This is a genomic window from Pseudaquabacterium rugosum, assembly GCF_038066575.1.
GTDB classification, from domain to species: Bacteria; Pseudomonadota; Gammaproteobacteria; order Burkholderiales; family Burkholderiaceae_C; genus Pseudaquabacterium; species Pseudaquabacterium rugosum.
On sequence record NZ_JBBUTF010000001.1, the window covers coordinates 1 to 24304 of the forward strand.

Below are 24304 nucleotides of genomic sequence, written 5' to 3' on the forward strand. Positions count from 1 at the left end.
GTGCGTGAGCTGCTGTCGAAGTACGACTTCCCGGGCGACGACACCCCGATCGTCAAGGGTTCGGCCAAGCTGGCCATCGAAGGCGACACCGGTGATCTGGGCGAACAGGCGATCTTCCGCCTGGCCGAGGCGCTGGACAGCTACATCCCGACGCCCGAGCGCGCCGTGGACGGCACCTTCCTGATGCCCGTCGAAGACGTGTTCTCGATCTCGGGTCGCGGCACCGTGGTGACGGGTCGCGTCGAGCGCGGCATCGTCAAGGTCGGCGAGGAAATCGAGATCGTCGGCATCAAGGCGACGCAGAAGACCACCTGCACCGGCGTGGAAATGTTCCGCAAGCTGCTGGACCAGGGCCAGGCTGGCGACAACGTCGGCATCCTGCTGCGCGGCACCAAGCGTGAAGACGTCGAGCGCGGCCAGGTGCTGTGCAAGCCGGGTTCGGTCAAGCCCCACACCCACTTCACGGCCGAGATCTACGTGCTGTCGAAGGACGAAGGCGGCCGTCACACCCCGTTCTTCAACAACTACCGTCCCCAGTTCTACTTCCGCACGACGGACGTGACCGGTGCCGTGGAGCTGCCGAAGGACAAGGAAATGGTCATGCCGGGCGACAACGTCAGCATCACCGTGAAGCTGATCGCCCCGATCGCCATGGAAGAAGGCCTGCGCTTCGCCATCCGTGAAGGCGGCCGTACCGTCGGCGCCGGCGTCGTCGCCAAGATCATCGAGTAAAGACTTGTGAGTGGTTGGAGCGCGGGCCTGCCGAGCAGGCCCGCGGCTCTGCCATTGCCCTCCGAAACACTCATCCGAGAGGACCTCACATGTCCAAGCAAAAGATCCGCATCCGCCTGAAGGCTTTCGATTACAAGCTGATCGACCAGTCCGCCCTGGAAATCGTCGAGACCGCCAAGCGCACCGGCGCCATCGTCAAGGGCCCGGTGCCCCTGCCGACCCGCATGCAGCGTTTCGACATCCTGCGTTCGCCGCACGTCAACAAGACCTCGCGCGACCAGTTCGAGATCCGCACCCACCAGCGTCTGATGGACATCGTCGATCCGACCGACAAGACGGTCGACGCGCTGATGAAGCTGGACCTGCCGGCTGGCGTCGACGTCGAGATCAAGCTGCAGTGATCCCGGGGTGCTTGTGGCCGCGGCCATCAGCACGCTAGAATCACGGGCTTTTGCGCCAGCCCCCGGGTTTTCCGGGGTCTGGCGCTTGCGCGCTTTGAGCGCGGCCGCCATGTCGGGATGTTCGCATCCCTGGCGTGGCGGGCGTGTGACAGGCGTACCCGCCCCCGGCCAATCGATGTCGGGAGTTTGAACCCAAGGCTTCGACCACAGGCGTGGTCAGGAGCTGGAGAAGAGCCATGACGACAGCTGCCAACAGCTATCGCCTCGGTCTGCTGGGCCGCAAGGTCGGCATGACGCGCATCTTCACGGACGATGGCGACACCATCCCCGTGACCGTGCTCGACGTGTCGAACAACCGCGTTGCCCAGGTCAAGACTGAGCAGACCGACGGCTACAACGCCCTGCAAGTGGCGTTCGGCGCACGCAAGGCATCGCGTGTGACCAAGCCGGAAGCCGGCCACCTCGCCAAGGCGGGTGTGGAAGCCGGTGAGATCCTGCAGGAATTCCGTGTGCCGGCCGACGTGGTCGGTCAGTACGCCGCGGGCGCCTCGATCCCCGTGACCCTGTTCGCCGCCGGCCAGAAGGTCGACGTGCAGGGCACCTCGATCGGCAAGGGCTTCGCCGGCACGATCAAGCGCCACAACTTCGGTTCGCAGCGCGCTTCGCACGGCAACAGCCGCTCGCACAACGTCCCGGGCTCGATCTCGATGGCCCAGGATCCGGGCCGCGTGTTCCCGGGCAAGCGCATGTCGGGTCATCTGGGTGACGTCACCGTGACGACCCAGAACCTGGACATCGTGCGCATCGACGAAGCTCGCCAGCTGCTGCTGGTGCGCGGTGCCGTTCCCGGCGCCAAGAGCGGCTTCGTGACCGTGCGCCCGGCCATCAAGGCCAAGGCCAAGAAGGAGGCTTGAACATGCAACTCGAGCTTCTGAACGAGCAGGGCCAGGCGACGGCCAAGGTCGACGCGCCGGACACCGTGTTCGCGCGTGACTACAACGAAGCGCTGGTGCACCAGGTGGTCGTGGCCTATCAGGCCAACGCCCGCCAAGGCACCCGTGCCCAGAAGGATCGTGGCGAAGTCAGCCACACCACGCACAAGCCGTTCCGCCAGAAGGGCACCGGCAACGCCCGTGCGGGTATGAGCTCGTCGCCGCTGTGGCGGGGTGGTGGTCGGATTTTCCCGAACCGCCCGGACGAGAACTTCACCCAGAAGGTCAACAAGAAGATGTACCGCGCCGGCATGGCCGCCATCTTCTCGCAGCTGGCCCGTGACGGTCGCCTGGCGGTGGTCGATTCGATCGCTCTCGAAGCGCCGAAGACCAAGCTGCTGGCGTCGAAGTTCAAGGCCATGGGCCTGGGTACCGGTCACGCCAACTCGGTCCTGGTGATCGCCGAGGCTGTCGACGAGAACCTGGCCCTGGCTTCGCGCAACCTGCCGAACGTGCTGGTCGTGGAGCCGCGCTACGCCGATCCGCTGTCGCTGGTGCACTTCAAGAAGGTGCTGGTGACCAAGGGCGCGATCGAGCAGCTCAAGGAGATGTTCGCATGACCGCGCCCAAGTTCGATGAAGGCCGTCTGGCCCAGGTGCTGATCGCTCCCATCGTCTCCGAAAAGGCGACGAACGTGGGCGAGAAGCACAACCAGGTGCTGTTCAAGGTCCAGCGCGACGCCAACAAGGACGAGATCAAGGCAGCGGTCGAACTGCTGTTCAAGGTCGAAGTCCTGGCTGTGAACGTTGCCAACCAGAAGGGCAAGGTCAAGCGCTTCGGCGGCCGTCTGGGCCGTCGCGACCACGCCAAGAAGGCGTACGTGTCGCTGAAGCCGGGCCAGGAGCTCAACTTCTCCGGGGAGGCCGCGTAAGCCATGGCCATCGTCAAAGTCAAGCCGACCTCGCCTGGCCGCCGTGCCGTGGTCAAGGTGGTGCACAAGCATCTGCACAAGGGTGAGGGCTACGCGCCCCTGCTCGAGCCGCAGAAGCAGAAGTCCGGCCGCAACAACAACGGCCACATCACGATGCGTCACAAGGGTGGTGGTCACAAGCACCACTACCGCGTCGTCGACTTCGTGCGCAACAAGGACGGCATCCCGGCCAAGGTCGAGCGCATCGAGTACGACCCGAACCGCACCGCCCACATCGCCCTGATCTGCTACGCCGACGGCGAGCGTCGCTACGTCATCGCCCCGCGCGGTGTCGAAGTCGGTGCCACGCTGCTGAGCGGCGCCGAAGCGCCGATCAAGGCTGGCAACACCCTGCCGATCCGCAACATCCCGGTGGGTTCGACGATCCACTGCGTCGAGATGATGCCGGGCAAGGGCGCGCAGATCGCGCGCTCGGCCGGCGCTTCGGTGACGCTGATGGCGCGTGAAGGCACCTACGCCCAGGTCCGCCTGCGCTCGGGTGAAGTGCGCAAGATCCACATCGATTGCCGCGCCACCATCGGCGAGGTGTCGAACGAAGAGCACAGCCTGCGCCAGTACGGCAAGGCCGGCGCCATCCGCTGGAAGGGTATCCGTCCGACCGTTCGTGGTACCGCCATGAACCCGGTCGACCACCCGCACGGTGGTGGCGAAGGCAAGACCGGCGAAGGTCAGGCCCAGGTGTCGCCGTGGAACACGCTGACCAAGGGCTTCCGCACCCGCAACAACAAGCGCACGCAGAACATGATCGTGTCGCGTCGCAAGAAGTAAGGGTCACACCATGGCACGTTCCCTCAAGAAGGGTCCTTTCGTGGACCACCACCTTCTGGCCAAGGCCGAAAAGGCCGTTGCCACGAAGGACAAGAAGCCGATCAAGACCTGGTCGCGCCGCTCGACGATCCTGCCTGACTTCATCGGTCTGACCATTGCCGTGCACAACGGCAAACAGCACGTGCCGGTGTACGTGAGCGACCAGATGGTCGGTCACAAGCTCGGCGAGTTCGCCCTGACCCGTACGTTCAAGGGTCATCCGGCGGACAAGAAGGCCAAGCGCTAAGGAGTCACGACGATGGAAACCAAAGCAATCGTCCGTGGTGTCCGCCTGTCCGTGGACAAGGGCCGCCTCGTGGCGGACCTGATCCGTGGCAAGAAGGTCGATCAGGCCCTGAACATCCTCGCCTTCACGCAGAAGAAGGCCGCCGGCATCGTCAAGAAGGCCCTGGAGTCCGCGATCGCGAACGCCGAGCACAACGACGGCGCCGACATCGACGAACTGAAGGTCAAGGCCATCTACGTCGAGCAGGGTGCCACGCTGAAGCGTTTCGCCGCCCGTGCCAAGGGCCGCGGCAATCGCATCAGCAAGCCCACCTGTCACATCTATGTGACGGTCGGCAACTGACAGGCAGCAAGGAAGACCATGGGACAGAAAATCCATCCGACCGGCTTCCGCCTGGCGGTCACCCGTGCCTGGGCCTCGCGCTGGTATGCGTCCAACCGCAATTTCGCGGGCATGCTGGCCGAAGATCTGGAGGTGCGTGAGTACCTCAAGAAGAAGCTGAAGAACGCCGCGGTCGCCCGCGTGCTGATCGAGCGTCCTGCCAAGAACGCCCGCATCACGATCTTCTCGGCGCGTCCGGGTGTCGTGATCGGCAAGAAGGGCGAGGACATCGAGAACCTGAAGGCCGAGCTCGCCAAGCGCCTGCGCGTGCCGGTGGCAGTGAACATCGAGGAAATCCGCAAGCCGGAAATCGATGCCCAGCTGATCGCCGACTCGATCACGCAGCAGCTCGAGAAGCGCATCATGTTCCGCCGCGCGATGAAGCGCGCGATGCAGAACGCGATGCGTCTGGGCGCCCAAGGCATCAAGATCATGAGCGCCGGTCGTCTGAACGGCATCGAGATCGCCCGTACCGAGTGGTATCGCGAAGGTCGTGTGCCGCTGCACACCCTGCGCGCCGACATCGACTACGGCTTCTCCGAGGCCAAGACCACCTACGGCGTCATCGGCGTCAAGGTGTGGGTCTACCGTGGCGACAACCTGGGCCGTGGCGATGCGCCGGCTGCCCAGCAGCCGCAGGGTCAGGAAGAAGAACGTCGTCCGCGTCGCGGTCCGCGTCCGGGCGCTCCGGGTGCTGACCGCCGTGGCCCGCGCTCCGACGCCCGTGGCGGCGAGGGCGCTGGTTCGCCGGCAGCCAAGCGCGTCCGCAAGGTCGTGCCGGGCGCTGGCGCGGCCTGAGGAGCACTGAAACATGCTGCAACCAGCACGTCGCAAGTTCCGCAAGGAACACAAGGGCCGTAACACCGGTATCGCCACGCGTGGCGCCGCCGTGTCGTTCGGCGAATATGGCCTGAAGGCCACCGAGCGCGGTCGGATCACCGCGCGTCAGATTGAAGCGGCCCGTCGGGCGATCTCGCGCCACATCAAGCGCGGTGGTCGCATCTTCATCCGCATCTTCCCTGACAAGCCGATCTCGCAGAAGCCGGCCGAAGTCCGTATGGGCAACGGCAAGGGCAACCCGGAGTACTACGTGGCTGAGATCCAGCCCGGCAAGGTGCTCTACGAGATCAACGGTGTGCCGGAAGAACTCGCTCGCGAGGCCTTCACGCTGGCCGCCGCCAAGCTGCCCCTGCGCTGCACGTTCGTGTCGCGCCAGGTCGGCGCCTGATCCCGGAGGACACCATGAGCAAAGCAACCGAGCTGCGCGCCAAGGACATCGCCGGTCTGGAGAAGGAAGTCACCGATCTGCTGAAGGCCCATTTCGGCCTGCGCATGCAGAAGGCGACCCAGCAACTGGGCAACACGTCCCAGCTGCGCCAGACGCGTCGTGACATCGCCCGCGCCAAGACCATCCTGGCCGAGAAGAAGAAGGGAGCCGCGTGATGAGCGAAGCCCAAGCCACGGCCCAGAAGGTCGTCCGTAGTCTGGTCGGCAAGGTCGTCAGCGACAAGCGCGCCAAGACCGTGACCGTCCTGGTCGAGCGCCGTGTCAAGCACGAGCTCTACGGCAAGATCGTTGCGCGTTCGCGCAAGTACCAGGCGCACGACGAGAACGGCGAGTTTCACCTCGGTGACATCGTCGAGATCGTCGAGAGCCGCCCGATCAGCAAGACCAAGTCGTGGGTCGTCTCGCGACTGGTCGAGAAGGCCGTACTGGTCTGATCTGATCCGACCGTGACCGCCGTGGGGCCTTGTGTCCCATGCGGTCCGTACGGCCGGTCCGCTGGAATACTGGCGGGCCGGCCGTTGTCGTTTCTGAATCGGCCTATTTTCACGCATCAGGAGCTCATCGCATGATCCAGGTTGGAGACCGCCTGCCGGCCCTCACCCTCACCGAATTCGTCAGCGTCGCCACCGAAGGGTGCGCCATCGGCCCTCAGCCGGTGGACGTCTCCGCCGCTTCGGCCAGCAAGACCATCGCGCTGTTCGCCGTTCCCGGCGCGTTCACGCCGACCTGCTCGGCGAAGCATCTGCCAGGTTATGTCGAGCAGGCGCAGGCGCTGCGTGATGCCGGTGTCGACGAGATCTGGTGTCTGTCGGTCAACGACGCGTTCGTCATGGGTGCCTGGGGCCAGGATCAGGGTGTCGATGGTCGCGTGCGCATGCTCGCGGACGGTAGCGCCGCCTTCGCCCAGGCCACGGGTCTGACGCTGGATCTGACGGCCCGTGGGCTGGGGCTGCGCAGCAACCGCTACTCGATGCTCGTCGTCGATGGGCAGGTGCGTACGCTCAATGTCGAGGGCCCCGGCCAGTTCGAGGTCAGCGACGCGCTCACTCTGCTGGGCCAGGCCCAGGCGTTGCGCGGCTGAGCGCGCGGCGCACGGATGGCCAGAGGTCTGTCGGTTGACAGGCCTCTGCTTCCGTTCCATAATCTCAAGCTTCGCCGAAGAAGGCGGTGCGGCGTTCGTCGCGCCTGCATCTTCGGATCCGCCCAACCAGTGCTGCTGCGCTCGCGTCGGTGTGGTGTTGATCGATCGAGGTCACTCGGTCGATCTGCACGGCACGCAACGAGTGGAGTGGTGATGACGGGCCCAAGACTGCTTCGTTCGTGATGTCGGAAACGGCATTGCAAGGCGAGGCAAGTTGGGGACACACATGATCCAAATGCAATCGCGACTCGACGTCGCTGACAACACGGGCGCCAAGTCCGTCATGTGCATCAAGGTGCTTGGTGGTTCCAAGCGTCGCTATGCCGGCATCGGCGACATCATCAAGGTGTCGATCAAGGAAGCCGCACCGCGTGGCCGCGTCAAGAAGGGCGAGGTCTACAGCGCGGTCGTCGTGCGTACCGCCAAGGGCGTGCGCCGTCAGGACGGCTCCCTGGTCAAGTTCGACGGCAATGCCGCCGTGCTGCTGAACAACAAGCTCGAGCCCATCGGCACGCGCATCTTCGGCCCGGTCACGCGTGAACTGCGTTCCGAGCGCTTCATGAAGATCGTGTCGCTGGCGCCTGAGGTGCTCTGACGCGGCCGCGTCCAGATTCAAGCATCAGGCGAAAGGACACCCAGTCATGAACAAGATTCGCAAGGGCGACCAGGTCATCGTGCTGACCGGTCGCGACAAGGGCAAGCGCGGCACCATCACGCTGCGTGTCGACGAGGACCATGTCCTGGTCGATGGCGTGAACGTCGTCAAGAAGCACGTCAAGCCGAACCCGATGAAGGGCACGACCGGTGGCGTGATCGACAAGGTCATGCCGATCCACCAATCCAATGTCGCGATCTACAACGCGGCGACCGGCAAGGCCGATCGCGTCGGCGTGAAGATCCTGGCCGATGGCAAGAAGGTTCGCGTCTTCAAGTCCAGCGGCGAAGAGATCAAGGCCTGAGGGCCCGACAACGGCAAGGAAGACCGAGGTTCCCTATGGCTCGTCTGCAACAGTTTTACCGCGAGAAGGTCGTTCCCGACCTGACCGCGAAGTTCGGCTACCAGTCGGTGATGGAAGTCCCGCGCCTGACCAAGATCACGCTCAACATGGGTGTGAGCGAGGCGGTGGCTGACAAGAAGGTCATGGATCACGCCGTTGGCGACCTGACCAAGATCGCCGGCCAGAAGCCGGTGGTGACCAAGAGCCGCAAGGCCATCGCGGGTTTCAAGATCCGCGAGAACCTGCCCATCGGCTGCATGGTCACGCTGCGCGGTGTGCGCATGTACGAATTCCTGGACCGCTTCGTCACCATCGCGCTGCCGCGCGTCCGTGACTTCCGCGGCATCTCGGGTCGTTCGTTCGATGGTCGCGGCAACTACAACGTCGGCGTCAAAGAGCAGATCATCTTTCCGGAAATCGAGTACGACAAGATCGATGCGCTCCGTGGTCTGAACATCAGCATCACGACGACCGCCAAGACCGACGAGGAGTGCAAGGCGCTGCTCGCCGCGTTCCGCTTCCCGTTCAAGAACTGAGGTGCCCCATGGCCAAGATGTCGCTGAAGCAGCGTGAAGCCAAGCGCGAAGCCCTGGTGGCCAAGTACGCGAATAAGTACGCGGAACTGAAGGCTGTCATTGACGACAGCTCGAAGTCGGACGACGAGCGTTACCTGGCGCGCCTGGAGCTGCAGAAGCTTCCGCGCAACGCATACCCGACCCGTCTGCGCAACCGTTGCAGCCTGACGGGCCGTCCGAACGGCGTGTTCCGCACCTTCGGTCTGGGTCGCAGCAAGATCCGGGAACTCGCCTTCAAGGGCGACATCCCCGGCGTCACCAAGGCCAGCTGGTAAGCCGGCCGGGTACGAGCAGGAGATACACAATGAGCATGAGTGATCCTATCGCCGACATGCTGACGCGCATCCGCAATGCGCAGATGGTGCAGAAGGCGGTCGTCGCGATGCCCTCGTCGAAGCTGAAGGTGGCCATTGCCCAAGTCCTGAAGGACGAAGGCTACATCGACGGTTTCCAGGTCAAGTCCGAAGGCGCGAAGAGCGAGCTTCAGGTTGCCCTGAAGTATTACGCCGGCAAGCCGGTGATCGAGCGCATCGAGCGCGTGAGCCGTCCTGGCCTGCGCATCTACAAGGGCCGTGACGACATTCCGCAGGTCATGAATGGCCTGGGTGTGGCCATCGTCACGACGCCGAAGGGCGTGATGACCGACCGCAAGGCGCGTCAGAGCGGCGTCGGCGGCGAAGTGCTCTGCTACGTGGCCTGATCGCGAAGGAGAGCAACTATGTCCCGCGTTGGAAAGATGCCGGTCGCCGTCCCCGCTGGTGTGGACGTGACGATCGCTGCTGACCAGATCACGGTCAAGGGCGCCAACGGCACGCTGGTGCGTGCTGCCAGTGCCCTGGTCAAGGTCGAGAAGGATGGGGCCCAGATCAAGCTGGCCCCCGTCGACGAAAGCCGCGAAGCGAATGCCATGAGCGGCACCATGCGTGCGCTGCTGAACAACATGGTCGCTGGCGTCAGCAAGGGCTTCGAGAAGAAGCTCAGCCTGGTCGGTGTGGGCTTCCGTGCCCAGGCCCAAGGCACCAAGCTGAACCTGCAGATCGGCTTCTCGCACCCTGTCGTCAAGGAAATGCCCGCAGGCGTCAAGGTCGAGACCCCGTCCCAGACCGAGATCCTGATCAAGGGCGCTGACCGCCAGGCCGTCGGCCAGGTGGCTGCCGAAGTGCGCGCGATTCGTCCTCCTGAGCCCTACAAGGGCAAGGGGATCCGCTACGCCGACGAGCGCGTGGTGCTGAAGGAAACGAAGAAGAAGTAACAGGAGCACGACATGCTGAACAAGAAAGAGCAGCGCCTGCGTCGCTCCCGTCAGACCCGTGCCCGCATCGCCCAGCTGGGCGCCGTGCGGCTCACGGTCTTCCGTTCGAATCTTCACATCTACGCGAGCGTGATTTCCGGCGACGGCGAAAAGGTTCTGGCTTCGGCCTCGACCGCCGAGAAGGAAGTGCGCGACCAGATCGGCAAGGACAAGGGTGGCAATGTGGCCGCCGCGGTTCTCGTCGGCAAGCGCATCGCCGAGAAGGCGAAGGCCGCTGGCGTCGAGAAGGTCGCTTTCGACCGCTCGGGTTTCGCGTACCACGGCCGCGTGAAGGCGCTGGCCGAGGCTGCACGCGAAGCCGGCCTGCAGTTCTGATCCGCGGAAAGGAAACAAGCAAATGGCAAAGTTCACTCCCCGCGCTCAGGTCGAAGGCAACGACGACGGCCTGAAGGAAAAGATGATCGCGGTCAACCGCGTCACCAAGGTCGTCAAGGGTGGCCGCACGCTGAGCTTCGCTGCGCTGACCGTGGTCGGCGATGGCGATGGCCGCATCGGCATGGGCAAGGGCAAGGCCAAGGAAGTGCCGGTTTCGGTGCAGAAGGCCATGGAATCCGCCCGTCGGAACATGTTCAAGGTCGCGCTGCGCAACGGCACCGTGAACCACAACGTGACCGGCCATCATGGCGCCGCAAAGGTGCTGCTGGCTCCGGCTCCGGCCGGTACTGGCATCATCGCCGGCGGCCCGATGCGCGCCGTGTTCGAAGTGATGGGTGTCACCGACATCGTCGCCAAGAGCCTCGGTTCGAGCAACCCGTACAACATGGTTCGCGCCACGCTGGACGCGCTCAAGCGCTCGACCACGCCGGCCGAGATCGCCGCCAAGCGTGGCAAGTCGGTTGAAGAAATCTTCAACTGATACGGCCGTACTGGAGAACACCATGTCGGACAAGAAGACCCTGACCGTCAAGCTGGTGCGCAGCCCGATCGGCTGCAAGGCCTCGCACCGCGCCACCGTGCGTGGCCTTGGCCTGCGTCGCCTGAACAGCCAGTCCACCCTGGAAGATACTCCGGCGGTGCGCGGCATGATCAACAAGGTCGCCTATCTGGTGCTGGTCGTCTGACCGCACCCAGCACCCTGGATTGACACCCATGCAACTCAACACCATCAAGCCCGCCGAGGGTGCCAAGAAGGCGCGTCGTCGCGTCGGTCGCGGTATCGGCTCGGGCCTGGGCAAGACCGCGGGTCGCGGTCACAAGGGCCAGAAGTCGCGTGCCGGCGGCTACCACAAGGTCGGTTTCGAAGGCGGCCAGATGCCGCTGCAGCGCCGTCTGCCCAAGCGCGGCTTCAAGTCGGCTTCCCTGAAGTTCAACGGCGAAGTGACGCTGGCTGACCTGCAGGCGCTCGGCAAGGAAGACGTCGATCTGGTCACGCTGAAGGAAGCCGGCCTGGTCGGCCAGCTCGTGCGCGTGGTCAAGGTCGTGAAGACCGGTGAGCTGTCGCTGAAGGTCGCCCTGAAGGGCGTCGGCGCCACCGCCGGTGCCAAGGCCGCGATCGAAGCGGCTGGCGGCACGCTGGCCTGATCGTCGGGCGGCGCAGGAAGGACTCACCTTGGCTACTTCGGCAAACCAGCTGGCCAAGAGCGGCAAGTTCGGCGACCTGCGTCGCCGTCTTGTCTTTCTGTTGCTGGCACTGGTCGTCTACCGCATCGGGGCACACATCCCGGTGCCGGGCATCGATCCGTACCAGCTGCAGCAGCTCTTCAAGGGCCAGCAGGGCGGCATCCTGAACCTGTTCAACATGTTCTCGGGCGGAGCGCTCTCGCGCTTCACCGTGTTCGCGTTGGGCATCATGCCGTACATCTCGGCGTCGATCATCATGCAGCTCATGGGCTACGTGGTGCCGTCGCTGGAAGCGCTGAAGAAGGAAGGTGAGGCCGGGCGCCGCAAGATCACCCAGTACACGCGCTACGGCACGCTGGGCCTTGCGTTGTTCCAGAGCTTCGGCATTGCCGTCGCGCTGGAAGGCACGGCCGGCCTGGTGCTGTCGCCCGGCTTCGGCTTCAGGATGACGACCGTCGTCAGCCTGACGGCCGGGACGATGTTCCTCATGTGGCTGGGTGAGCAGATCACCGAGCGTGGACTGGGCAACGGCATCTCGATCCTGATCTTCGCGGGCATCGCGGCGGGTCTGCCGAGCGCCATCGGCGGCCTTTTCGAGCTGATCCGCACCGGTGCGATGAGCATCATCGCCGCGCTGTTCATCATCGCCCTGGTGGTGCTGGTGACCTTCGCCGTGGTCTTCGTCGAGCGTGGCCAGCGCAAGATTCTCGTGAATTACGCGAAGCGCCAGGTCGGCAACAAGGTCTACGGTGGCCAGTCGTCGCATCTGCCGCTGAAGGTCAACATGGCCGGCGTGATCCCCCCGATCTTCGCCTCGTCGATCATCCTGCTGCCGGCCACGGTCGTGGGATGGTTCGCGACCGGTGAAGGCGAGGGATGGTTCGCCCGTCTGCTGAAGGACGTCTCGGCGGCCTTGTCGCCCGGACAACCGATCTACGTGCTGCTGTACGCCACGATGGTCGTGTTCTTCTGCTTCTTCTACACCGCCCTGGTCTTCAACAGCCGGGAAACGGCGGACAACCTGAAGAAGAGCGGCGCCTTCATCCCGGGCATCCGTCCGGGTGAGCAGACGGCACGGCACATCGACAAGATCCTGGGTCGGTTGACGCTGGCCGGCGCGGTCTACATCACGCTGGTGTGCCTGCTGCCCGAATTTCTGGTCCTGAAGTACAACGTGCCGTTCTACTTCGGTGGTACCTCGCTGCTCATCATCGTGGTCGTCACGATGGACTTCTGGGCCCAGGTCCAGAGCTACGTGATGAGTCAGCAGTACGAATCCCTGCTGAAGAAGGCCAACTTCAAGGCAGGATGACGGCAGGCCCCTCGCGGGGCCTGTCATTCACCCGGCGCCTCATATGCCGGTTGCGGAAGAGGCGCTCACAAGGAAAAGACGATGAAAGTCTCTGCATCGGTCAAGAAGATGTGCCGCAATTGCAAGGTCATCCGCCGCAACGGTGTCGTGCGCGTGATCTGCACCGATCCGCGCCACAAGCAGCGTCAAGGCTGACCCCCGCGCGATCTGCCGCCTCTTGCTGACTGAAGGAAGAACATGGCCCGTATTGCTGGCATCAACATCCCGCCGCACAAGCACGCCGAGATCGGTCTGACCTCGATCTATGGCATCGGCCGGACCACGGCGCAGAAGATCTGCGACGTCGCGGGCATCGCCCGCACCAAGAAGATCAAGGACCTGAGCGACGCTGATCTGGAAAAGATCCGTGACGAGGTCAACCGGCTGACCATCGAGGGCGATCTGCGCCGCGAGATCAGCATGAACATCAAGCGCCTGATGGACCTGGGCTGCTACCGTGGCATGCGCCATCGTCGTGGTCTGCCCATGCGTGGTCAGCGCACCCGCACCAATGCCCGCACCCGCAAGGGTCCGCGCAAGGGTGCCGCGGCGCTGAAGAAGTAAGCCCGTCCGTCACCGAACGCAGAGAATCGACATGGCCAAAGCACCCGTCAACTCCGCAGCGCGTCGCGTGAGCAAGAAGGTCCGCAAGAACATCGCGGACGGCATCGCCCACGTGCACGCCTCGTTCAACAACACCATCATCACGATCACCGATCGCCAGGGCGGTGCCCTGTCGTGGGCATCGTCGGGTGGCCAGGGTTTCAAGGGCTCGCGCAAGTCGACCCCGTTCGCGGCTCAGGTCGCGGCGGAAGTCGCCGGCCGCGCTGCCCAGGAACAAGGCATCAAGAACCTGGACGTCAAGATCAAGGGCCCCGGCCCGGGTCGCGAATCGTCGGTGCGCGCGCTGGCCGCACTCGGCATCCGCATCAACTCGATCAGCGACGTGACGCCCGTTCCGCACAACGGCTGCCGTCCGCAGAAGCGTCGTCGCATCTGATGCGGCGTTGTGCCTGGCCCGGTCTTGATCGGGTCAGGCGCTACAATGCTCCGTTTCCCATGCCGGTGGGCGCGCAAGCGCCTGCCGGCGTTTCGCTTGGTCGCCCGCTTTGCGCCTCTGTTGCGCGTGGCCGGCGACTGTTCCCGTGTCTGCGCGCCTGACCACCGGGCGCAGACTCACGCGACATCGTCTCGCGTCAGAAAACACAAGGACATACCGTGGCACGTTACCTCGGCCCCAAGGCCAAGCTCGCCCGCCGTGAAGGCACCGACCTGTTCCTGAAGAGCGCCCGCCGCGCCATCAGCGACAAGGCCAAGTTCGACACCAAGCCGGGCCAGCACGGCCGTACCTCGGGTCAGCGTACTTCCGACTTCGGCATCCAGCTGCGCGAGAAGCAGAAGGTCAAGCGCATGTACGGCGTGCTGGAGCGTCAGTTCCGCCGCTATTTCGCCGAGGCCGAGCGCCGCAAGGGCAACACCGGTGCCACGCTGCTGCAGCTGCTGGAAACCCGCCTGGACAACGTCGTCTATCGCATGGGTTTCGGTTCGACCCGCGCGGAAGCCCGCCAGCTGGTGTCGCACTGCGCGATCCTGGTCAACGGCCAGAAGGTCAACATCGCGTCCTACCTGGTCAAGGCCGGCGACGTGATCAGCCTGCGCGAGAAGGCCAAGAAGCAACTGCGCATCGTTGACGCGCTGAAGCTGGCCGAGTCGATCGGCATGCCTGACTGGGTGCAGGTCGATGCCACCAAGTTCGAAGGCGTCTTCAAGAAGGTCCCCGACCGCGACCAGTTCGGCTCGGAGATCAACGAGTCGCTGATCGTCGAACTGTACTCGCGCTGATGAGTGGCCGCGCTGCCGTGCCCGTCTGCGGGCACGCGGCGGTCGACGAGCAGCGCTTCCGGGCCTTGGCGGACACGTGTGTGCCCGCCGGGGCCCGGTCCGTCAGCCTTATCGGTGTAACGAGCCGAGGGTATTGAGAGGAACAGGACTCGATGCAAACCAATCTGCTGAAACCCAAAGCCATCCAGGTCGAGCCGCTCGGCGGCAACCGTGCCAAGGTCACCCTCGAACCGTTCGAGCGTGGCTATGGTCACACGCTGGGCAACGCGCTGCGTCGCGTGCTGCTGTCGTCGATGGTGGGTTATGCGCCGACCGAGGTCACGATCGCCGGCGTGCTGCATGAGTATTCGACCGTCGACGGCGTGGCCGAAGACGTCGTGCACATCATGCTGAACCTCAAGGGCGTGGTCTTCAAGCTGCACAACCGTGACGAGGTCACGCTGGTGGTGCGCAAGGAAGGCGAAGGCCCGGTCACGGCGCGCGACATCCAGGTGCCGCACGACGTCGAGGTCGTCAATCCGGATCATGTCATCGCCCATCTGGCCCAAGGCGGCAAGCTGGACATGCAGATCAAGGTCGAGAAGGGCCGCGGCTATGTGCCGGGCAACCTGCGCCGCTACGGTGACGAGCCGACCAAGGCCATCGGCCGCATCGTGCTGGACGCCTCGTTCTCGCCGATCCGTCGCGTCAGCTACGCGGTCGAGAACGCCCGCGTCGAGCAGCGTACCGATCTGGACAAGCTGGTCATGGAGATCGAGACCAACGGCGCCGTGACGCCCGAGGAAGCGATCCGTGCGTCGGCCAAGATCCTGGTCGACCAGCTGGCCGTCTTCGCCGGTCTGGAGATCCACGAAGGCGCGGGCGCCTATCCGACCGGCACCAGCCGCGCCGGCGAGCCCCAGCCTCCGCACGATCCGATCCTGCTGCGTCCGGTCGACGAGCTGGAGCTGACGGTGCGCTCGGCCAACTGCCTGAAGGCCGAGAACATCTACTACATCGGCGATCTGATCCAGCGCACCGAGACCGAGCTGCTGAAGACCCCGAACCTGGGTCGCAAGTCGCTCAACGAGATCAAGGAAGTCCTGGCCTCGCGTGGCCTGACCCTGGGTGCCCGTCTCGAGAACTGGCCGCCGCAAGGTCTGGACAAGCGCTGATCCAGCGCCTCTCCACACGGGTGGCCCTTGGCCGCCCGACGTGCAACCTCTGGTACCTGATACGGCCAGAGTTCAATAAAGAAAGGAAAGCACCATGCGTCACCGTCACGGTCTTCGCAAACTGAACCGCACCAGCGAGCATCGTCAAGCGATGCTGCGCAACATGGCCGTCTCGCTGCTGCAGCACGAGGCGATCAAGACCACGGTGCCCAAGGCCAAGGAACTGCGCCGCGTCGTCGAGCCGCTGATCACGCTGGCCAAGGTCCCGACCGTTGCCAATCGCCGTCTGGCTTTTGCCCGTCTGCGCGATCGCGACATCGTGACCAAGCTGTTCAACGAGCTGGGCCCGCGCTTCCAGACCCGTCCGGGCGGCTACACCCGCATCCTGAAGATGGGCTTCCGCGTGGGCGACAACGCGCCGATGGCGTTCGTCGAGCTGGTCGACCGTCCTGACGCGACGGCCGAAGCCGTCGCCGAGGCTCCGACTGCCGCTGAGTGATCGGACAAACCGGGTCGTGCTCTCCGGGCGCGTCAGCGCCTGAGCACACCCGCTGATCACGGAAGGCCCGCCTGCTGATGCATGCGGGCTTTTTTGTCTGATGCCTGGGCGTGTCGCTGGGCGTGTCGGTCTGCGGCCGCTGTGCCCCGGGCTTGTCTCCGGTGCCGATGTTCTGCCGGCCAAACCGCTGCGACAGGCCGCAGGGCAACAAAATTCTTGCAGTCTCGTCGGATTCCGATATATACTGCTAGCTTCAGTCGCGGGGTGGAGCAGCCTGGTAGCTCGTTGGGCTCATAACCCAAAGGTCGCAAGTTCAAATCTTGCCCCCGCAACCACCTTGAAAAGCCTGATCGGTTCTGCCGGTCAGGCTTTTTTCTTTTCCGGCTGCCTCAAGGCGGCGTGTCCCCCGCGTGACACGCCGCGCCGCGCACATCGCGGCGATTACACCTTGTGTCAATTCGGCCGGCCGCAGGCCTCAACGACGCCGGCCCGGTGGACGAAACAGTCAGGGCGTGCCCGACACGCCGGACATCGTGCGAGGCCCCGTGCGATGCCGCCGACGGAGAGTCCTGATCCATGAGCAAGCTACTGGCCGCCCTGCAGCGCACCCTGCGCCAGGGCCTGCGACGCGCCGTGAGCCGCTTGCCCCGAGCTCGGCGCCACCAGCTCTATCGCCGCCTGGTCCGCTGTGAGGAGCGCCTGCCGGCCGGTCTGGTGCTCGGCATCGCGCGCACCCGCGAGGAGCTGCAGAGTTGTTTCCATCTGTTGCACGATGCCTATGTGGCCGAAGGCTACATGGCGCCTGATCCGAGCGGCATGCGGGTCACGGCCTATCACGCACTGCCGACCACGACCACGCTCTACGCCAAGCTCGACGGCACCGTCGTCGGCACGGTCTCGTTGATTCGCCAGGGCGCCCTCGGTCTGCCTTGCCAGACGATCTACGACCTTGATCGCCTGGGCTGTCAGCAAGGGCGGGTGGCCGAGGTCTCCGCACTGGCCATCGATCCAGCCCATCGGGCCACGGGCGGACGCATCCTGTTCCCCCTGCTGAAGTTCATGTATGCCTACTGCAGGCGTTACTTCGACACCCGGCATCTGGTCATTGCGGTCAATCCGAAGCGCATCGAGCTGTACGAGGCCATCCTGCTGTTCGACCGTGCCGAAGGCGAGTCGATCGGTGCCTACGCCTTCGCGCATGGGGCCCCGGCGGTCATCGCGTCGCTCGATCTGGATCAGGCCGAGGTCCGCTACGCGCAGGTCTACGGTCACGCTCCGCCAAGCCGCAACCTGCACCGCTATTTCACGGCGCTGGAGTTCGGCGCGATCGAGTGGCCTGCCCGTGACTGGCACACGACCAACGATCCGGTCATGACCCCGGAGCTGATGGATCACTTCTTCAACCGGGCCACCCGTGTCTTTGCCGGCCTGGAGCCCCGACAGGCGATGCTGTTGCGGGCCTTGTATCCCCAGCCGGAGTACGAGCCCGTGCTGCCGCCGATGCCTGTCCGCGGTCTGCGGTTGCCGCTGCGTCGTCAGCCGCGTTACACGCTGCGCTGCCCGGCCCGTCTGAAGCTGTCGTCCTATGGAGACACGCTGGAGGTGCCGGGCGAACTCCTGAACCTGGCGCCGCATGGCGCGCTGGTGGCCATCGACGCTGTGCTGCCGGAAGGCACGCAGGGCTGGCTGGACGTTGAACTCGGGCCCGGCCGGCGCGCCCATGTCGAGGTCCGGGCCGTGCGGCGCCGCCAGACGCCCGCCGGCACCGTCTATGGTCTGCTGGTGCTGACGGTGGACGAGGCCTGGCGGCACTGCTGCCTGGAGCTGGCCGGGCTGCGCACCGATGAGTCACTCGATGAGACGCCGGAGACCTTCGAGCCCTGGCCTGTCGGCTTGCCGGAGGACGTCGGAGCGGCCGCTGCCGGCACTGCGAGCGCACCATCAACGGACCCCATCGAGAGGGAAGCCACGCCAGCCTGACTTGTGTCACGAGTGGGATGGACATCCCCCCACGATCCGGGCGGGAGTCACCGGGACGCAGGCGGCACAATCGTCCAGTGTCGAGAAATTTCACAGTCGATCCGTCGCCGCCCGCTGACCGGTCCGCCCGCCGCCTCCGTGCCGCGGTGCGCGGCCTGGGGTGGAGCGTCGTGGTCTGGCTGGCGGCCAGCCTGCCGGTGCAGGCCCAGGATCGCAGTGCGCTGATCGCGCGGACCCGGGTCTCCGTCGTCGGCGTGGGCACGCACGATGAGCTGGCCAGCCCCCGATTCGGTTTTCGTGGCACGGGCTTCGCGGTCGCCGCCGGCCGGTGGATCATCACCAACCGGCATGTGCTGCCCGACGCTCCGGCCGCAGGTCAGGCACCGGCTCGCCTGGCGATCGCCATTCCCCAGCCCGATGGGGAGACCGTGCAACTGCGTCCGGTCCGGGTGCTCCGGGCCGCGCCCGAGCACGATCTGGCCTTGCTGGAGGTGGAGGGGCCTGCGCTGCCGGCGCTGGCGCTGGCCCGCACGCCGGTGCTCGAAGGTCAGGATCTGCTGATTCAGGGATTTCCGCTCGGTGGAGCGCTCGGCCTGCAGGTGGTGTCCCACCGTGCGATGCTGTCGTCGATCACGCGCGTGGCCTTGCCGGCGCCCACCAGTGCCCAGCTCGATGCCCGCACCGTCGCCCGCCTGCGCCAGGGGGCCTTCACCGTCTATCAGCTCGACGGGGTCGCGTATCCGGGCAACAGCGGTGGACCCGTGATCGATGCGGGCACCGGCGAGGTCGTCGCGGTCGTCAACATGGTCTGGGTCAAGGGCACGCGCGAGTCCGCGATTTCCACCCCCACCGGCATCACCTACGCGATCCCGGTGCAGCGGGTGATCGAGCTGCTGGAGGCGCCGCCTTCGCCATGATCGCCCCCCTCATTCTCGTGTGTCCGCCGCGTGAACTACGCCTCGGCGCACCGACAGCCGGGATTGTCCGCCTCGGACAGCCCTCACTACAGTGCGAGCCCGCACCCTGCGTTGCGTCGCGAGATGCACGCGGTCGCGCGCGACCCCGACACCAAGAGCACACGGCAGGGAGCCGCCGATGATCCGGATGTTCAACCATTACTTCCATGCCTGGACGCTGCGACGCATCGTCTTCGATTTCCTGCTGTCGCTGGCCGCGCTCGCGGGCGTGATCTTCGTCCAGGCGGAGCACCTGACCCTGGCCGTGCCGCTGGCCGGGCCGCAGGTCATCTCGCTGGCGGCCGGGCTGTTCGTGATCAACAGTGCCTCGGGCCTGTACCAGCGGGCCCAGGAATGGTCGCTGTCGGAGTCCCTGCTGCGTTCGCTGCTGGCCCTCGGCCTGGGCCTGGTGCTGGCTTACCAGATCTTCGATCTGCTGCCGGTGGGCTTCGGCAATGTGGATGCGATCCGCATCTCGGCGATGCTGGTCATCACCGCGCTGATCCTGCGTCGTGTGGTGCTGGGTTACTGGGCGACCAAGTCGCGCGCCGGGGCCCGCGTGCTGGTCTTCGGTGCCGGTCCGGCGGCGCAGATGGTCGGCACGACGCTGCGCACGGCCGATCCGCTGGCCACCGTCGTCGGCTACTTCCCGGGGCCGAACGAGAAGTCGATCGCCGTGCCCGAGAACGAGCGCCTGACGCCGACGCAGTCGCTGATCCAGACCGCCCGCGCACTGGAGGTCGACGAGATCATCGTCGCGCTGACCGAGCGTCGCTCGGGCAGCATGCCGCTGCGTGAGCTGCTGGACTGCAAGCTCTCCGGCATCCGCGTCTTCGACATCACCACCTATTTCGAGCGCATGCTCGGCCAGATCCGCGTCGACTTCGTCAATGCCGGTTGGCTGATCTTCGGTGACGGCTTCAACCAGGGCTTCTACCGCACCCTGGTCAAGCGCATCTTCGACATCGTCTGCTCGTCGGCCCTGATCCTGCTGGCGCTGCCGGTGATGCTCGTCACCACGGTGCTGATCAAGCTCGAGAGCAAGGGCCCGATCTTCTACCGCCAGGAGCGGGTCGGCGCCAACAGCCAGGTGTTCAAGGTCACCAAGTTCCGCAGCATGCGCACCGACGCCGAGAAGGACGGCAAGCCGCAGTGGGCGACCAAGAACGACAGCCGTGTGACCCGTGTCGGCAACTTCATCCGCAAGACCCGCATCGACGAGCTGCCGCAGCTGTTCAACGTGCTGGCCGGCGACATGAGCCTGGTCGGTCCGCGCCCGGAGCGCCCCTTCTTCGTCGAGCAGCTGACCAACGAGATCCCCTACTACGCGGTGCGCCACAGCATCAAGCCGGGCGTCACCGGCTGGGCCCAGGTGCGCTACCAGTACGGCTCCACGGTCGAGGACTCGCAGGAGAAGCTGCAGTACGACCTGTACTACGTGAAGAACCACAGCCTGTTCCTGGACTTCGTCGTGCTGTTCGAGACCGTGGGCGTCGTGTTGACCGGCAAGGGCGCGCGCTGAGCGTGAGGCGCTCCATCCGGTGCCGCCGGGGTGCCCGCGGCACGCCGCGGCCCCTGCACTGAGGCCGTCCGACCGTGTTCGCCGAGATCGACACGCTGCGGGCGCTGGGTTATGTCGCCGCCTGGCTGGCCTGGACGGCGCTCGGGTTCGCCTTGCCCTGGCTGGCCCGTCGCAACGGGGGCGTCAGCCGTCCGGCCCTCCGGTTCATGGCGGCGGTGTGGCTCAGTGCGGCCTGGGGACTGACGGCCTGGTGGGATCTGGGGTCGACCAAGCTCATCAGCTGGCACCTGGCCCTGTTCTGCGACCACGCGCGGTACGCGCTGTGGTGCCTGTTCCTGCAGCAGCTGCTGCGGCCGTTGCACCAGCCGGCCACGCCCGAAGTGCCCGCGCCGCTGTTGTCCGCCGGGCTGCCGGCGCTGTTGCTGGGGCTGAGCCTGCTGGCCAACCACTGGCTCGGCCAATGGGCTGGCGAGGCCGTGCCCGCGATGCGCTGGCTGTCGATCATCGGTCTGGCCTGGGCCGTGCTGCTGCTGTTGCTGATCGAGCAGCTGTTCCGCAACCAGGCCGACGGCGCCCGCTGGGAGGTCAAGCCGTTGAGCCTGGGGCTGGGCGCGATGGCCGCCTTCGACATCTACCTGTTCTCCCAGGGCATGATGTTCGAGCGGATCGACGCCGACGTGCTGGCCGTCCGCGGGCTGGTCCACGCGATGACCGTGCCGCTGCTGTGGCTGGCCGTCCACCGCCAGAAGGGCTGGCAGCGTCGCCTGCAGTTCTCGCGCGGGGCGATGTTCTATTCGGCCACCTTGCTGGTCATCGGCCTGTACCTGGTGTTCATCGCCGGCGTGGGCTATTACGTCCGGTACTTCGGCGGCAGCTGGGGGGGCGCACTGCAGGTCGCCCTGTTGTTCGGTGCGCTGGTCGGCCTCGTGCTGACCATGGCCTCGGGCACGTCCCGCGCGCGCTTCAAGGTCTTCCTCGGCAAGCACTTCTTCCGCTACCGCTACGACTACCGGCGTGAATGGCTGCGCTTCACGTCGATGCTGGCGTCGGCCCGCTCGCCACAGGAGGTCGGTGCCACGGTCGTGCGCGGGCTGGCCGATCTGGTCGAGAGTCCGGCCGGTGCGCTGTGGTACCGCGCCGTCGGCGATGAAGGGCATGTGCAGAGTGCGGCCTGGAACTTTCCGGTGCTGGATGCGGTGGAGCCACCGGATTCGTCGCTGTGCACGCTGATGCGCGAGCGCGAGTGGATCGTCACCCTGCCGCCCGGCTCCTCCCGGCAGCAGGACGGGCTGGTCCTGCTGCCTTGGCTGCAGGGCCTCGACCAGGCCTGGCTGGTGATCCCCCTGCTCGTCGGCGAGCAGTTGATGGGCTTCGTCGTGCTGGCCCGACCGCGCACCGCGATCGAGCTCGACTGGGAGGTGCGCGATCTGCTGAAGACCGCCGCCCGCCAGGCCGCCGGCTTCCTGGCCCAGATCCATGCCACCGAGGCCCTGCTGGAAGCGCGCAAGTTCGATGCCTTCAACCGCATGTCGGCCTTCGTCGTGCACGATCTGAAGAACATCATCACGCAGCTGTCGTTGATGATGAAGAACATCGATCGCCACGGCCACAAGCCCGAGTTCCAGCAGGACATGCGCCTGACCATCGAGAGCTCCCTCGAGAAGATGCGCCAGCTGATGCTGCAGTTGCGCGAGGGCGCCAAGCCCGTGGGCACGGCCTCGGGGGTCGATCTGGCTCAGTTGCTGCAACGCACGCAGGATATGGCCCGCCAGCGGGGCCGTGAGCTGGAGACGGACATCGTTGACCGGGTGTCCACCCGCGGTCACGCCGACCGTCTGGAGCGTGTGGTCGGACATCTTGTGCAGAATGCGCTGGATGCCACGCCCGCCAGTGGCCGGGTCTGGGTGCGCCTGGTGCAGGATGCGGGGCGCGCGCGGCTCGAGGTCGGCGACACCGGCGCCGGCATGAGCGCCGAATTCATCCGCAACCGGCTGTTCCGGCCGTTCGCCTCCACCAAGCAGCAGGGCATGGGCATCGGTTCGTATGAAAGCCATCAGTACATCAGGGAACTCGGCGGGAGCATCGACGTGAAGAGCGAATTGGGCCAGGGCACGGTCATGGCGGTGCTGTTGCCGCTGCTGGAGGTGCGCACCGCATCGGATCTGCGTGCGGCGGAGGGCGGCGCATGAGCCAGGCGCCCGCCGCTGATTCGACGCTGCTGATCGTCGAGGACGACATCGCGCTGCAGAAGCAGCTGAAGTGGTCGCTCGACGAATTCGACTGCGTGACGGCCAGCGACCGTGAGTCCGCGCTGGTGGCCTTCCGCCGCTACCAGCCGGCCGTCGTCACGATGGATCTCGGGCTGCCGCCCGATCCCGACTCGGTGTCCGAGGGCTTCCGGTTGCTGGAGCAGCTGCTGGCCCTGCAGCCCGATGTCAAGGTCATCGTGCTGACCGGCCAGAACGACCAGACCAATGCACTGCGCGCCGTGGCGCTGGGCGCCTACGACTTCCTGGCCAAGCCGCCGGACGACGACGTGTTGCGCCTGACCATCGCCCGGGCCTTCCGCATGGCCGAGCTGCAGGCCGAGAATGCGCGCCTGCAGCAGCTGCGCCAGCCCGACGGCCTGGGCGGCATGATCACCCGGGATCCGGAGATGCTGCGCATCGGCCGCATGGTCGAGCGCGTGGCGCCGTCGGAGGCCACCGTGATGCTGCTCGGCGAGAGCGGCACCGGCAAGGAGGTGCTGGCTCAGGGCCTGCACCAGGCGGCCCGACGCAGCGGCAAGTTCGTCGCGATCAACTGCGCGGCGATTCCCGAGAACCTGCTCGAGAGCGAGCTCTTCGGCTACGAGCGCGGCGCCTTCACCGGTGCCACCAAGACCACGCCGGGCAAGATCGAGACCGCCCATGGCGGCACGCTGTTCCTCGACGAGATCGGCGACCTGCCGCACCCGCTGCAGGCCAAGCTGCTGCGCTTCCTGCAGGAGCGCAAGATCGAGCGCATCGGTGGCCGGCAGGAGATCGCCGTCGACGTGCGCGTGGTCTGTGCCACGCACCAGGTCCTCAAGCAGCAGATCGCGGAAGGCCGTTTCCGCGAGGATCTGTACTACCGGCTGGCCGAGATCGTGGTCGACATCCCGCCGCTGCGCAAGCGCGTGGGCGATGCCGTGCTGCTGGCCCATGCCTTCCTGCGGCGCTTCGCGCAGGACAACAAGCGCGGCTCGATGAGCCTGGGCGAGGATGCCGTGCGGGCCATCGAGGCCCATGGCTGGCCCGGCAACGTGCGCGAGCTGCTCAGCGCGGTGCGGCGTGCCGTGATCATGGCCGACAGCAACCGCGTCTGTGCGCAGGATCTCGGCCTGATCGCCCCCGCAGGCAGCGGCGAAGCCGATGCGACCATCGACATGAGTGACCTCGATCTGCGGGCCGTCAGGGAGAATGCCGAACGGCAGGCCGTGCTGGCCGCGCTGGCCCGTACGGATGGCAACATCGTCAAGGCCGCGGAGTTGCTCGGCGTGAGCCGACCGACGCTCTACGACCTGATGAACCGCCTGTCCATCCGCAAGCTCGCGGAGTGAGCCCCGCGGCGGCGCCGGTCGTCGACCCTGACCGGATGCGCCCAGCGTCCGGTCGA

35 protein-coding genes and 1 tRNA gene are annotated in these 24304 nt (G+C 65.8%); all 36 read left to right on the plus strand.

All coding sequences use genetic code 11. The features are described from left to right. A partial coding sequence (locus AACH11_RS00005; protein ID WP_341372140.1) for an EF-Tu C-terminal domain-related protein occupies positions 1–732 on the plus strand: 732 nt, incomplete at its 5' end. Positions 733–821: 89 nt separating this feature from the next. Further along, positions 822–1133, plus strand: a complete 312-nt coding sequence (rpsJ, locus tag AACH11_RS00010; RefSeq protein WP_260788833.1) for a 30S ribosomal protein S10 — start codon at positions 822–824, stop codon at positions 1131–1133. 236 nt (positions 1134–1369) lie between these two features. Continuing rightward, a complete protein-coding gene (gene rplC, locus AACH11_RS00015; protein ID WP_341372141.1) occupies positions 1370–2047 on the plus strand; it encodes a 50S ribosomal protein L3 in 678 nt (225 codons plus the stop codon). Between the two features lie 2 nt (positions 2048–2049). Beyond that, complete coding sequence (gene rplD / locus AACH11_RS00020; protein WP_341372142.1) at positions 2050–2685, plus strand: 50S ribosomal protein L4; 636 nt, start codon at positions 2050–2052, stop codon at positions 2683–2685. Beyond that, complete coding sequence (gene rplW, locus AACH11_RS00025; RefSeq protein WP_341372143.1) at positions 2682–2996, plus strand: 50S ribosomal protein L23; 315 nt, start codon at positions 2682–2684, stop codon at positions 2994–2996. The genes rplD and rplW overlap by 4 nt, the downstream gene beginning before the upstream one ends. A gap of 3 nt (positions 2997–2999) precedes the next feature. After that, a complete protein-coding gene (gene rplB, locus AACH11_RS00030) occupies positions 3000–3824 on the plus strand; it encodes a 50S ribosomal protein L2 (protein WP_341372144.1) in 825 nt (274 codons plus the stop codon). Between the two features lie 10 nt (positions 3825–3834). Next, positions 3835–4110, plus strand: coding sequence for a 30S ribosomal protein S19 (rpsS, locus tag AACH11_RS00035; protein ID WP_341372145.1), 276 nt, complete (start codon positions 3835–3837; stop codon positions 4108–4110). Between the two features lie 12 nt (positions 4111–4122). Continuing rightward, positions 4123–4452, plus strand: coding sequence for a 50S ribosomal protein L22 (gene rplV, locus AACH11_RS00040; RefSeq protein ID WP_341372146.1), 330 nt, complete (start codon positions 4123–4125; stop codon positions 4450–4452). An 18-nt stretch (positions 4453–4470) separates the two neighbouring features. After that, entirely contained in the window at positions 4471–5289 is an 819-nt protein-coding gene (gene rpsC / locus AACH11_RS00045) for a 30S ribosomal protein S3 (protein ID WP_341372147.1), read from the plus strand. A gap of 13 nt (positions 5290–5302) precedes the next feature. Beyond that, positions 5303–5719: a 50S ribosomal protein L16 gene (gene rplP, locus AACH11_RS00050; protein WP_341372148.1), complete on the plus strand. Its 417-nt coding sequence runs from the start codon at positions 5303–5305 to the stop codon at positions 5717–5719. Positions 5720–5733: 14 nt separating this feature from the next. Further along, positions 5734–5934, plus strand: coding sequence for a 50S ribosomal protein L29 (gene rpmC / locus AACH11_RS00055; RefSeq protein WP_341372149.1), 201 nt, complete (start codon positions 5734–5736; stop codon positions 5932–5934). Next, entirely contained in the window at positions 5934–6212 is a 279-nt protein-coding gene (gene rpsQ, locus AACH11_RS00060; RefSeq protein ID WP_341372150.1) for a 30S ribosomal protein S17, read from the plus strand. The genes rpmC and rpsQ overlap by 1 nt, the downstream gene beginning before the upstream one ends. Before the next feature lie 131 nt (positions 6213–6343). Next, entirely contained in the window at positions 6344–6859 is a 516-nt protein-coding gene (locus tag AACH11_RS00065) for a peroxiredoxin (protein WP_341372151.1), read from the plus strand. A 286-nt stretch (positions 6860–7145) separates the two neighbouring features. Continuing rightward, positions 7146–7514, plus strand: a complete 369-nt coding sequence (gene rplN, locus AACH11_RS00070) for a 50S ribosomal protein L14 (protein WP_119156770.1) — start codon at positions 7146–7148, stop codon at positions 7512–7514. A 46-nt stretch (positions 7515–7560) separates the two neighbouring features. Continuing rightward, complete coding sequence (gene rplX, locus AACH11_RS00075; RefSeq protein ID WP_341372152.1) at positions 7561–7878, plus strand: 50S ribosomal protein L24; 318 nt, start codon at positions 7561–7563, stop codon at positions 7876–7878. 35 nt (positions 7879–7913) lie between these two features. Further along, positions 7914–8453, plus strand: coding sequence for a 50S ribosomal protein L5 (rplE, locus tag AACH11_RS00080; protein ID WP_341372153.1), 540 nt, complete (start codon positions 7914–7916; stop codon positions 8451–8453). An 8-nt stretch (positions 8454–8461) separates the two neighbouring features. Then, positions 8462–8767: a 30S ribosomal protein S14 gene (gene rpsN / locus AACH11_RS00085; RefSeq protein WP_341372154.1), complete on the plus strand. Its 306-nt coding sequence runs from the start codon at positions 8462–8464 to the stop codon at positions 8765–8767. Between the two features lie 29 nt (positions 8768–8796). Continuing rightward, a complete protein-coding gene (gene rpsH, locus AACH11_RS00090; RefSeq protein WP_341372155.1) occupies positions 8797–9192 on the plus strand; it encodes a 30S ribosomal protein S8 in 396 nt (131 codons plus the stop codon). Positions 9193–9210: 18 nt separating this feature from the next. Next, entirely contained in the window at positions 9211–9744 is a 534-nt protein-coding gene (gene rplF, locus AACH11_RS00095) for a 50S ribosomal protein L6 (protein WP_341372156.1), read from the plus strand. Positions 9745–9756: 12 nt separating this feature from the next. Further along, positions 9757–10119 carry a 50S ribosomal protein L18 gene (rplR, locus tag AACH11_RS00100; protein WP_341372157.1) on the plus strand — a complete coding sequence of 121 codons (363 nt, stop codon included), beginning with the start codon at positions 9757–9759 and terminating at the stop codon, positions 10117–10119. A gap of 22 nt (positions 10120–10141) precedes the next feature. Next, positions 10142–10660: a 30S ribosomal protein S5 gene (rpsE, locus tag AACH11_RS00105; protein WP_341372158.1), complete on the plus strand. Its 519-nt coding sequence runs from the start codon at positions 10142–10144 to the stop codon at positions 10658–10660. A gap of 22 nt (positions 10661–10682) precedes the next feature. Beyond that, the gene (rpmD, locus tag AACH11_RS00110; protein ID WP_341372159.1) at positions 10683–10865 is read left to right on the plus strand and encodes a 50S ribosomal protein L30; all 183 of its coding nucleotides are present in this window, start codon (positions 10683–10685) and stop codon (positions 10863–10865) included. 28 nt (positions 10866–10893) lie between these two features. Then, a complete protein-coding gene (gene rplO / locus AACH11_RS00115) occupies positions 10894–11325 on the plus strand; it encodes a 50S ribosomal protein L15 (RefSeq protein ID WP_341372160.1) in 432 nt (143 codons plus the stop codon). A gap of 28 nt (positions 11326–11353) precedes the next feature. Beyond that, positions 11354–12676, plus strand: coding sequence for a preprotein translocase subunit SecY (secY, locus tag AACH11_RS00120; protein ID WP_341372161.1), 1323 nt, complete (start codon positions 11354–11356; stop codon positions 12674–12676). An 81-nt stretch (positions 12677–12757) separates the two neighbouring features. After that, positions 12758–12871 carry a 50S ribosomal protein L36 gene (gene rpmJ, locus AACH11_RS00125; protein ID WP_341372162.1) on the plus strand — a complete coding sequence of 38 codons (114 nt, stop codon included), beginning with the start codon at positions 12758–12760 and terminating at the stop codon, positions 12869–12871. Positions 12872–12913: 42 nt separating this feature from the next. Continuing rightward, positions 12914–13279: a 30S ribosomal protein S13 gene (gene rpsM / locus AACH11_RS00130; RefSeq protein WP_341372163.1), complete on the plus strand. Its 366-nt coding sequence runs from the start codon at positions 12914–12916 to the stop codon at positions 13277–13279. A 31-nt stretch (positions 13280–13310) separates the two neighbouring features. Beyond that, positions 13311–13715, plus strand: a complete 405-nt coding sequence (gene rpsK, locus AACH11_RS00135) for a 30S ribosomal protein S11 (protein ID WP_341372164.1) — start codon at positions 13311–13313, stop codon at positions 13713–13715. Between the two features lie 218 nt (positions 13716–13933). Continuing rightward, positions 13934–14557 (plus strand): 30S ribosomal protein S4, encoded by a 624-nt coding sequence (gene rpsD / locus AACH11_RS00140; protein ID WP_341372165.1) that lies wholly within the window; start codon positions 13934–13936, stop codon positions 14555–14557. 152 nt (positions 14558–14709) lie between these two features. Beyond that, complete coding sequence (locus tag AACH11_RS00145) at positions 14710–15711, plus strand: DNA-directed RNA polymerase subunit alpha (protein ID WP_341372166.1); 1002 nt, start codon at positions 14710–14712, stop codon at positions 15709–15711. A 94-nt stretch (positions 15712–15805) separates the two neighbouring features. Then, positions 15806–16210, plus strand: a complete 405-nt coding sequence (gene rplQ, locus AACH11_RS00150) for a 50S ribosomal protein L17 (protein ID WP_341372167.1) — start codon at positions 15806–15808, stop codon at positions 16208–16210. Positions 16211–16468: 258 nt separating this feature from the next. After that, a tRNA-Met gene (locus AACH11_RS00155) sits at positions 16469–16545 on the plus strand. A gap of 241 nt (positions 16546–16786) precedes the next feature. Beyond that, positions 16787–18190, plus strand: a complete 1404-nt coding sequence (locus tag AACH11_RS00160) for a GNAT family N-acetyltransferase (RefSeq protein WP_341372168.1) — start codon at positions 16787–16789, stop codon at positions 18188–18190. Positions 18191–18360: 170 nt separating this feature from the next. Continuing rightward, the gene (locus AACH11_RS00165) at positions 18361–19107 is read left to right on the plus strand and encodes a S1 family peptidase (RefSeq protein WP_341372169.1); all 747 of its coding nucleotides are present in this window, start codon (positions 18361–18363) and stop codon (positions 19105–19107) included. Between the two features lie 178 nt (positions 19108–19285). Beyond that, positions 19286–20668: a TIGR03013 family XrtA/PEP-CTERM system glycosyltransferase gene (locus AACH11_RS00170; protein WP_341372170.1), complete on the plus strand. Its 1383-nt coding sequence runs from the start codon at positions 19286–19288 to the stop codon at positions 20666–20668. 74 nt (positions 20669–20742) lie between these two features. Further along, a complete protein-coding gene (gene prsK / locus AACH11_RS00175; protein ID WP_341372171.1) occupies positions 20743–22857 on the plus strand; it encodes an XrtA/PEP-CTERM system histidine kinase PrsK in 2115 nt (704 codons plus the stop codon). Continuing rightward, positions 22854–24248 (plus strand): PEP-CTERM-box response regulator transcription factor, encoded by a 1395-nt coding sequence (gene prsR / locus AACH11_RS00180; protein WP_341372172.1) that lies wholly within the window; start codon positions 22854–22856, stop codon positions 24246–24248. Before prsK ends, prsR begins: the two co-directional genes overlap by 4 nt. Positions 24249–24304 lie beyond the last annotated feature (56 nt).